Origin of the sequence: Sinomonas sp. G460-2, assembly GCF_047759905.1 — a bacterium.
GTDB lineage: Bacteria > Actinomycetota > Actinomycetes > Actinomycetales > Micrococcaceae > Sinomonas.
Window position 1 is genome coordinate 1 of sequence record NZ_JBKZWT010000168.1, and the last position, 7883, is coordinate 7883.

The 7883-nt window shown below is 71.6% G+C and carries 7 protein-coding genes; 5 read left to right on the forward strand and 2 right to left on the reverse strand.

The window, feature by feature from the left end; all coding sequences use genetic code 11:
• Together ACLN58_RS14490 and ACLN58_RS14495 are read right to left on the reverse strand one after the other, a co-directional pair.
• Positions 1 to 1230 (reverse strand): AMP-binding protein (locus ACLN58_RS14490; protein ID WP_415855966.1); only part of this gene is annotated, 1230 nt, incomplete at its 3' end.
• 14 nt (positions 1231 to 1244) lie between these two features.
• The gene (locus ACLN58_RS14495) at positions 1245 to 2210 is read right to left on the reverse strand and encodes a quinone oxidoreductase family protein (protein WP_415855967.1); all 966 of its coding nucleotides are present in this window, start codon (positions 2208 to 2210) and stop codon (positions 1245 to 1247) included.
• A gap of 120 nt (positions 2211 to 2330) precedes the next feature.
• On the opposite strand from ACLN58_RS14495, the gene argC reads away from it, so the two are divergent.
• From argC to argF, 5 genes are read left to right on the forward strand one after another with little or no spacing between them, the layout of a single operon-like run.
• Entirely contained in the window at positions 2331 to 3401 is a 1071-nt protein-coding gene (gene argC, locus ACLN58_RS14500) for an N-acetyl-gamma-glutamyl-phosphate reductase (RefSeq protein WP_415855968.1), read from the forward strand.
• Entirely contained in the window at positions 3398 to 4564 is a 1167-nt protein-coding gene (argJ, locus tag ACLN58_RS14505; protein ID WP_415855969.1) for a bifunctional glutamate N-acetyltransferase/amino-acid acetyltransferase ArgJ, read from the forward strand. Before argC ends, argJ begins: the two co-directional genes overlap by 4 nt.
• A gap of 18 nt (positions 4565 to 4582) precedes the next feature.
• Entirely contained in the window at positions 4583 to 5515 is a 933-nt protein-coding gene (gene argB, locus ACLN58_RS14510; RefSeq protein WP_415855970.1) for an acetylglutamate kinase, read from the forward strand.
• Entirely contained in the window at positions 5512 to 6816 is a 1305-nt protein-coding gene (locus ACLN58_RS14515) for an acetylornithine transaminase (protein ID WP_415855971.1), read from the forward strand. The genes argB and ACLN58_RS14515 overlap by 4 nt, the downstream gene beginning before the upstream one ends.
• A complete protein-coding gene (argF, locus tag ACLN58_RS14520; protein WP_415855972.1) occupies positions 6813 to 7793 on the forward strand; it encodes an ornithine carbamoyltransferase in 981 nt (326 codons plus the stop codon). The genes ACLN58_RS14515 and argF overlap by 4 nt, the downstream gene beginning before the upstream one ends.
• The last annotated feature ends 90 nt before the right edge of the window (positions 7794 to 7883 follow it).

Here is a 7883-nt window from a genome sequence, read left to right on the forward strand (position 1 = left end):
GAGCTTGACCTGCTCGTCGGCGCGGCCCTGGAAGATGAGGCCCTCGCGCTGGTACGCAACGAGATCTCCCGAGCGGTACGCGCGCTCCCACCCGAGCGAGGGCATGGGGGCGTACTTCTCGGCGTCCTTCGCGGGGTCGAGGTAGCGCGCGAGCCCCACGCCGCCGATGATGAGCTCGCCGACGTCGCCCTCGGGGACGGGCACGCCGTCCGGGTCGACGATCGCGAGGTCCCAGCCGTCGAGCGGCAGGCCGATCCGCACGGGCCCGTTCGCGCCGAGCTGTGCCGCGCACGCCACGACGGTGGCCTCCGTGGGGCCGTAGGTGTTCCACACCTCGCGGCCCTCGACCGCGAGACGCTGCGCGAGCTCGGGCGGGCAGGCCTCGCCGCCGAAGATGAGCAGGCGGACGTTCTCGAGCGCCTCGCCCGGCCACAGCGCGGCGAGCGTCGGGACGGTCGAGACGACCGTGATGCCGCGCTGGACGAGCCACGGACCGAGGTCCATGCCCGTGCGCACGAGCGCGCGCGGCGCTGGGACGAGGCACGCGCCGTGCCGCCACGCGAGCCACATCTCTTCGCACGAGGCGTCGAACGCGACGGAGAGGCCCGCGAGAACGCGGTCCTCGGGGCCGAGCGTTTCCGCCTGCAGGAAGAGGCGGGCTTCGGCGTCGACGAACGCCGCGGCGGAGCGGTGGCTGACGGCGACGCCCTTCGGGGTCCCTGTCGAGCCCGAGGTGAAGATGACCCAGCAATCGTCGTCGGGACCGGGCAGGCGCGGTTCGGGGAACGGCGCGGGCCGCTTCTTGTCGGCGACGAGCGACTCCCCGGCGTGGAGGATCCCGGCGACGGCCGCCTCGCTGAAGACGAGCTTCGCGCGCTCGTCGGGATCGTCCGCGTCGACCGGGACGTAGGACGCGCCGATGAGCAGGACGGCGAGGATCGAGACGTAGAGCTCGTTCGTGCCGGACGGGATGCGGATCCCCACCCTGTCGCCGGCGCCGAGCCCGGCCGCGTGCAGGCGGCGGCCCACCGAGCGGACTTCCTCGAGGAGTTCGGCGTAGCTCAAGACCTGGGTTCCGTCGTCGAGCGCGGGAGACTCCGGGAAGGCCTCCGCGGTCGCGGTGAGGACGTCGATGAGGGTGCGCTCGGGCGGCGTGCGGTCAGACGCCGGAAGCTGCGGGGGGTAGGGACGCTCCGCCGTGCCGGCGGCCAGGGGCTGGGTATCGCTCAAGGGTCAGTCGGACCTCAGGGGACGAGGAGCACCTTGCCCGTCGTCGCGCGGCCCTCGAGCGCGCGATGCGCCTCGGCTGCGGACGCGAGCGGGAAGGTTGCGCCGATGCGGACTGTGAGCGAGCCGTCAGCGGCGGCCGCGAAGACCTCGGAGGAGCGCCACAGGCGTTCCTGAGGATTGAGCAGGTGGTGCTTGAGCGTGGGGCGCGTGAGGAACAGCGAGCCGCCGGCGTTGAGCCGCTGCGGGTCGACGGGCGGGACGGGGCCCGAGGCCGCCCCGAACAGCACGAGGGAGCCGCGCGTCCGCAGCGACGCGAGGGAGCCGTCGAACGTGTCGCGGCCCACGCCGTCGTACACGACGTCGACGCCCGCGCCCGCGGTGAGTTCGCGCACATGGTGCTCGAAACCCGAGTAGCGGATCACGTGGTCGGCGCCCGCGCCGGCCGCGAGTTCGGCCTTCGCGTCAGTGGACACGGTCGTGATGACCCGCGCGCCCTTCGCCTTGATCATCTGGATGAGGAGCAGCCCCACGCCGCCAGCGCCGGCGTGCACTAGCGCGGTCTGGCCCGGCTCGACGCGGAACGTCGAGTTGATGAGGTAATGCGCCGTCATGCCCTGGAGCGGCAGCGCCGCCGCCGTCTGCAGGTCGAGGTTCTCCGGGACGGGCAGGGCCTTGTCCGCGTCGACGATCATGTACTCGGCGTACGCGCGGCGGCCCTCAGCGGTCGCGACGTGCTGCCCGACCGAGAATGCCTCGACTCCCTCGCCGAGTTCCTCGACGGTTCCGGCGGCCTCGTCGCCCGGGGTAAACGGGAACGGCACGCTGTAGAGGCCTTGGCGCTGGTACGTCTCGATGAAGTTGACCCCAGTCGCTGCGACCCGCACGAGGAGCTGGCCCGGACCCGCCTCTGGCCTGTCCACGGCCTGTGGCTCGAGGACTTCGGGGCCGCCGGGGGCGTTGGCGACGATGGCGTTGATCATGGAGTCACTCCCTGGTTCGTTCGTTCTCGTCCGGGTACCCATCCTAAGAGGGGAGGGCCGCTGCGACTCTGTCATGCATAAATATTGATATGCCTGCATAAGTTTGCTTATAGTGGCCGGGTGACTATTACCGCAGCTGTGTCCGGGGCCAGCGGCTACGCCGGGGGAGAGGTCCTCCGACTGCTGGCCAACCATCCCGAGATCGAGATCGGCGCCATTACGGCGCACAGCAGTGCGGGGAGCCGCCTCGGCGCGCTCCAGCCGCACCTCCTCAGCCTTGCCGGCCGCGAAATCGTCGAGACGACCGCGGAGAACCTCGCGGGGCATGACGTCGTCTTCCTTGCGCTCCCGCACGGCGCGTCCGCCGCGGTGGCAGCCCAGCTTCCCGCCGAGACGCTCGTGATCGACGCCGGGGCGGACCACCGGCTCGAGGACCCTGAGGCGTGGTTCAAGTTCTACCGCTCGGAGCACGCGGGCACGTGGCCGTACGGGCTGCCTGAGCTGATTCTGGGCGGGGGTGGTTCGGGCGGCGGGGGCGGGATTAAGAAGCAGCGCGAGAAGCTCGTCGGAGCGCGGCGCATCGCCGTCCCCGGCTGCTACCCGACCTCGGCGCTCCTCGCGCTCGTCCCGGGCTTTGCGGCGGGACTCCTCGAGCCCGAGGATGTGGTGATCGTCTCGGCGTCCGGGACGTCCGGCGCGGGCAAGTCCGTCAAGCCGCACCTCCTCGGCTCGGAAGTCATGGGGTCCATGAGCCCCTACGGAGTGGGCGGGGGCCACCGGCACACCCCCGAGATCGAGCAGGGCCTCGCGAACGCCGCCGGAACACAGGTGACGATATCCTTCACCCCGACGCTCGCCCCGATGAGCCGCGGCATCCTCACGACCGCGACGGCTCGGGTCAAGCCCGGCATCGGGGCTGCCGAGCTCCGCGCGGCGTGGGAGACCGCGTACGCGGACGAGCAGTTCATCCACGTGCTCCCCGAGGGCCAGTGGCCCGCCACGCAGATGGTCGTCGGCTCGAACAACGCCGCGATCCAGCTCGCGTTCGACGAGCACGCGGGCCGCGTGATCGTGAGCTCCGTGATCGACAACCTCACGAAGGGCACCGCGGGCGGCGCGGTGCAGTCCATGAACATCGCGCTGGGCCTCCCCGAGGGCGCCGGCCTCGCACAGCTGGGAGTCGCACCGTGACCATCACCGCACCCAAGGGCTTCCGGGCCTCCGGCGTGACCGCCGGCCTCAAGGCCTCGGGCAAGCCGGACGTGGCCCTCGTGGTCAACGACGGCCCCGACAAGAACGGCGCGGCCGTCTTCACGTCGAACCGGGTCGCCGCGGCGCCCGTGCGCTGGTCGCGCCAGGCCATCGGGGACGGGCGCGTGGACGCCGTGATCCTCAACTCGGGCGGCGCGAACGCCTGCACGGGGCCCCAGGGCTTCCAGAACGCCCACACGACCGCGGAGAAGACCGCGGACGTGCTCGGCGTCTCGGCGGGTGACGTCGTCGTCTGCTCGACGGGGCTCATCGGCGAGCAGCTGCCCATGGACAAGATCCTTGCGGGAGTCGAGGCTGCCGCGGCCGCGTTAGCGGACGACGGCGGGCACGCGGCGGCGCTCGCGATCATGACGACCGATACGGTCCCCAAGGAGGCCGTGTTCACCGGGGTCGACGCCGACGGGGCCCAGTACACGATCGGCGGCATCGCGAAGGGCGCGGGCATGCTCGCGCCGGGCCTCGCGACGATGCTCGTGGTCCTCACGACCGACGCCGCTACCGCTCCGGAGATGCTCGACGCGGCCCTCCGCGACGCGACGCGCGTCACGTTCGACCGCGCCGACTCCGACGGCTGCATGTCCACGAACGACACGGTCGTGCTGCTCTCCTCTGGCGCGTCCGCGGCCGTTCCGTCCGCGCAGCAGTTCACGGACGGGCTCACGCAGGTCTGCGCCGAGCTTGCCCGCAAGCTCATCGGCGACGCCGAGGGCGCGAGCCACGACATCGCGATCCGCGCGTTCAACGCGGCCACGGAGAGCGACGCCGAGGTGGTGGCACGCGCCGTCGCCCGTTCGAACCTGTTCAAGACCGCGATCTTCGGGAAGGACCCGAACTGGGGGCGCGTCCTCTCCGCGGTCGGGACCACGGACGCGGTGTTCGATCCGGACGAGCTGAACGTCTCCATCAACGGCATCGAGGTGTGCCAGAACGGCGGCATCGGCGAGGACCGCTCGCTCGTGAACCTCGAGCCGCGCGAGGTCCTGGTGGAGATCGACCTCGCGGCGGGCGACGCCGAGGCGACGATCCTCACGAACGATCTCACGCACGACTACGTGCATGAGAACAGTGCCTACTCGAGCTGAGCCGGGACGGAGACAGCCATGACCAGCACGAACATCCGGCTCGCGATGGACAAGGCCGAGACCCTCATCGAGGCGCTCCCGTGGATCCAGAAGTTCGCGGGCAGCACCATGGTGGTCAAATACGGCGGCAACGCGATGGTCAACGAGGAGCTGCGCCGCGCCTTCGCCGAGGACATCGTGTTCCTCCACCACGTCGGCATCCACCCGGTGGTGGTCCACGGCGGGGGCCCGCAGATCAACGCGATGCTCCGACGCGTGGGCATCGAGAGCGAGTTCAAGGGCGGCCTGCGCGTCACGACGCCCGAGACCATGGACGTGGTCCGCATGGTGCTCACGGGCCAGGTGGGCCGCGAGCTCGTGGGGCTCATCAACTCCCACGGCCCCTACGCGGTCGGCCTCTCCGGAGAGGACGCGGGGCTGCTGCGCGCCGTCCGCACGGGCGCCGTGGTCGACGGCGTCGAGGTGGACCTCGGCCTCGTGGGCGAGGTGGTCGGCGTCGAACCCGCCGCCGTCCATGACATCCTCGAGGCGGGCCGCATCCCCGTCATCTCGACGGTCGCGCCCGAGGTCGAGCCCGATGGCGAAGGCGGCTTCCAGCCGACCGGCCAGGTGCTCAACGTCAACGCGGACACGGCGGCCGCCGCGGTCGCCGTTGCGCTGGGTGCGTCGCGCCTCGTGGTCCTGACCGACGTCGAGGGCCTGTACCGCAACTGGCCGGACAAGAGCTCGCTCGTCTCGCAGATCTCGGCCACCGAGCTGCGGGCCATGCTCCCATCCCTCGAATCGGGCATGATCCCCAAGATGGGCGCGTGCCTCAAGGCCGTCAGCGAGGGAGTGGACCGCGCCGCGATCGTCGACGGGCGGAGCCCCCACACGATGCTTCTCGAGATCTTCACCGACGCGGGCGTCGGCACGCAGGTTGTGCCGGACGAGACAGGAGGAACCGCATGAGTGTCACCCCCAATACCCCCGAGACCAGGCCGGTCTCCGAGCTCGTCGGCACGTCGACGGGCGCCGCATGGCTCGCGCGCTACTCGAACTCGCTCATGGGCGTGTTCGGGACGCCGCAGCGCGTGCTCGTCCGTGGCCAGGGCTGCTACGTGTGGGACGCCGACGGCAAGCAGTACCTCGACCTGCTCGGCGGGATCGCCGTCAACGCGCTCGGCCACGCCCACCCGTTCGTCACGAGCGTCATCTCGTCCCAGCTCGCGACCCTCGGCCACGTCTCGAACTTCTTCACGAGCCCGACGCAGGTGGCGCTCGCCGAGAAGCTCCTCGAGATCGCGCACGCCCCGTCCGGCTCGAAGGTGTTCTTCGCGAACTCGGGCACCGAGGCCAACGAGGCGGCGTTCAAGCTTGCGCGCCGGAACAACGACGGCGGCCGCCGCACCAAGATCGTCGCGCTCGAGGGCGCGTTCCACGGCCGCACGATGGGCGCCCTCGCGCTCACGGCCAAGAAGGCGTACCGGGAGCCTTTCGCGCCCCTGCCCGAGGGCGTGGTCCATATCCCGTTCGGCGACCTCGACGCGCTCAAGGCCGAGATCGACGCAACCACGCAGGCCCTGTTCCTCGAGCCCATCCAGGGCGAGGCCGGCGTCATCCCGCTGCCCGCGGGCTACCTCGCCGAGGCGCGACGCCTCACGCACGAGGCTGGCGCGCTCCTCATCGTGGACGAGGTGCAGACGGGCGTGGGCCGGACCGGCTCGTGGTTTGCGATCGAGGGCTCGGGCGTGGTCCCCGACGCGATGTCGCTCGCGAAGGGCCTCGGCGGCGGCTTCCCGATCGGTGCCCTCATCACGTTCGGCGCCGAGAACAGCGCGCTGCTCACGGCTGGCCAGCACGGCACGACGTTCGGCGGCAACCCCGTCGCGACCGCCGCCGCGCTCGCGACGCTGCACACGATCGAGACCCAGGGCGTCCTCGCGAACGTCCGGGCGGTGGGCGAGCACGTCCGCGCGGGCCTTTCGGCGCTGCCCGAGGTCGTCGCCGTGCGCGGCAGCGGCCTCCTCATCGGCTTCGATCTCGCGCTCCCCGCTGGGGTGCCGGAGGGCGCGAACTTCGCGGCCGCCGTCGTCGACGCCGGCCTGAGCGAGGGCTTCATCGTCAACGCGCCCGGCCCGCGCACGCTGCGGCTCGCGCCGCCGCTCATCCTCACGGCCGAGCAGGCGGACACGTTCCTCGCCGCGCTGCCCCGGCTCGTCGCCGCAGCCGCGGCGGCCATCACCGACAAGCTCGAAAAGGAGGGCGCATGACGAACAGCACGGTCCGTCATTTCCTCAAGGACACCGATCTGAGCCCCGCCGAACAGGCCGAGGTCCTCGACCTCGCCGTCCGGCTCAAGGCCGCGCCGTATTCGGCGCAGCCGCTCGCCGCGGAGGGCTCGGCCCGCAAGACGGTCGCCGTGATCTTCGACAAGACGTCGACGCGAACGCGCGTCTCGTTCTCGGCGGGGATCTCGGACCTGGGCGGCGCGCCGCTCATCATCAACCCGGGCGAGGCCCAGATCGGGCACAAGGAATCCGTCGAGGACACCGCGAAGGTGCTCGAGCGCATGGTCGCCGCGATCGTGTGGCGCACCGGCGCCCACGAGGGGCTCGAGCACATGGCAGCGAACTCGCGTGTTCCAGTGGTCAACGCGCTGTGCGACGACTACCACCCGTGCCAGCTGCTCGCCGACCTCCTCACCGTGCGCGAGCACAAGGGCCGGCTCGCGGGCCTCGCGCTCGCGTACCTCGGGGACGCCGCGAACAACATGGCCAACTCGTACCTCCTCGCGGGCGCCACGGCCGGCATGCACGTGCGCGTCGCGGGCCCCGACGGCTACCTCCCCGACCCGGACGTCGTCGCGGAGGCCGAGCGCGTCGCCGCCGGGACGGGCGGGTCGGTCCTCATCACGGTCGATCCCGCGGCCGCGCTCGACGGCGCCGACGTCGTCGCGACGGACACGTGGGTCTCGATGGGCCAGGAGGCCGAGAAGGAGGCCCGCCTCCAGCTCTTCCGCGACTACGGCGTGGACGCGGCGGCGATGGCCAAGGCGGCCCCGGACGCCGTCTTCCTCCACTGCCTCCCCGCCTACCGCGGCTACGAGGTCTCGGCTGACGTCATCGACGGCCCGCAGTCCATCGTGTGGGACGAGGCCGAGAACCGGCTCCACGCACAGAAGGCGCTCCTCGCGTGGCTCCTGCACCGCTCGGGCCAGGCCGTCGTGGAGGGCTTGGGGGCACCGTGAGCTCCGTCCCGGGCTCAGCGCCGCAGACGAAGGCCGCGCGGCAGGCGCGCATCCGCGAGCTCCTCGTGGGCCTGGGCGTGCGCTCGCAGG

What these genes read in the sequence shown, in the direction of transcription:
- ACLN58_RS14495 (WP_415855967.1), bottom strand. Translation starts at nt 2,210, where the DNA reads ATGATCAACGCCATCGTCGCCAACGCCCCCGGCGGCCCCGAAGTCCTC.
- argB (WP_415855970.1), top strand. Translation starts at nt 4,583, where the DNA reads ATGACCAGCACGAACATCCGGCTCGCGATGGACAAGGCCGAGACCCTC.
- ACLN58_RS14515 (WP_415855971.1), top strand. Translation starts at nt 5,512, where the DNA reads ATGAGTGTCACCCCCAATACCCCCGAGACCAGGCCGGTCTCCGAGCTC.
- argF (WP_415855972.1), top strand. Translation starts at nt 6,813, where the DNA reads ATGACGAACAGCACGGTCCGTCATTTCCTCAAGGACACCGATCTGAGC.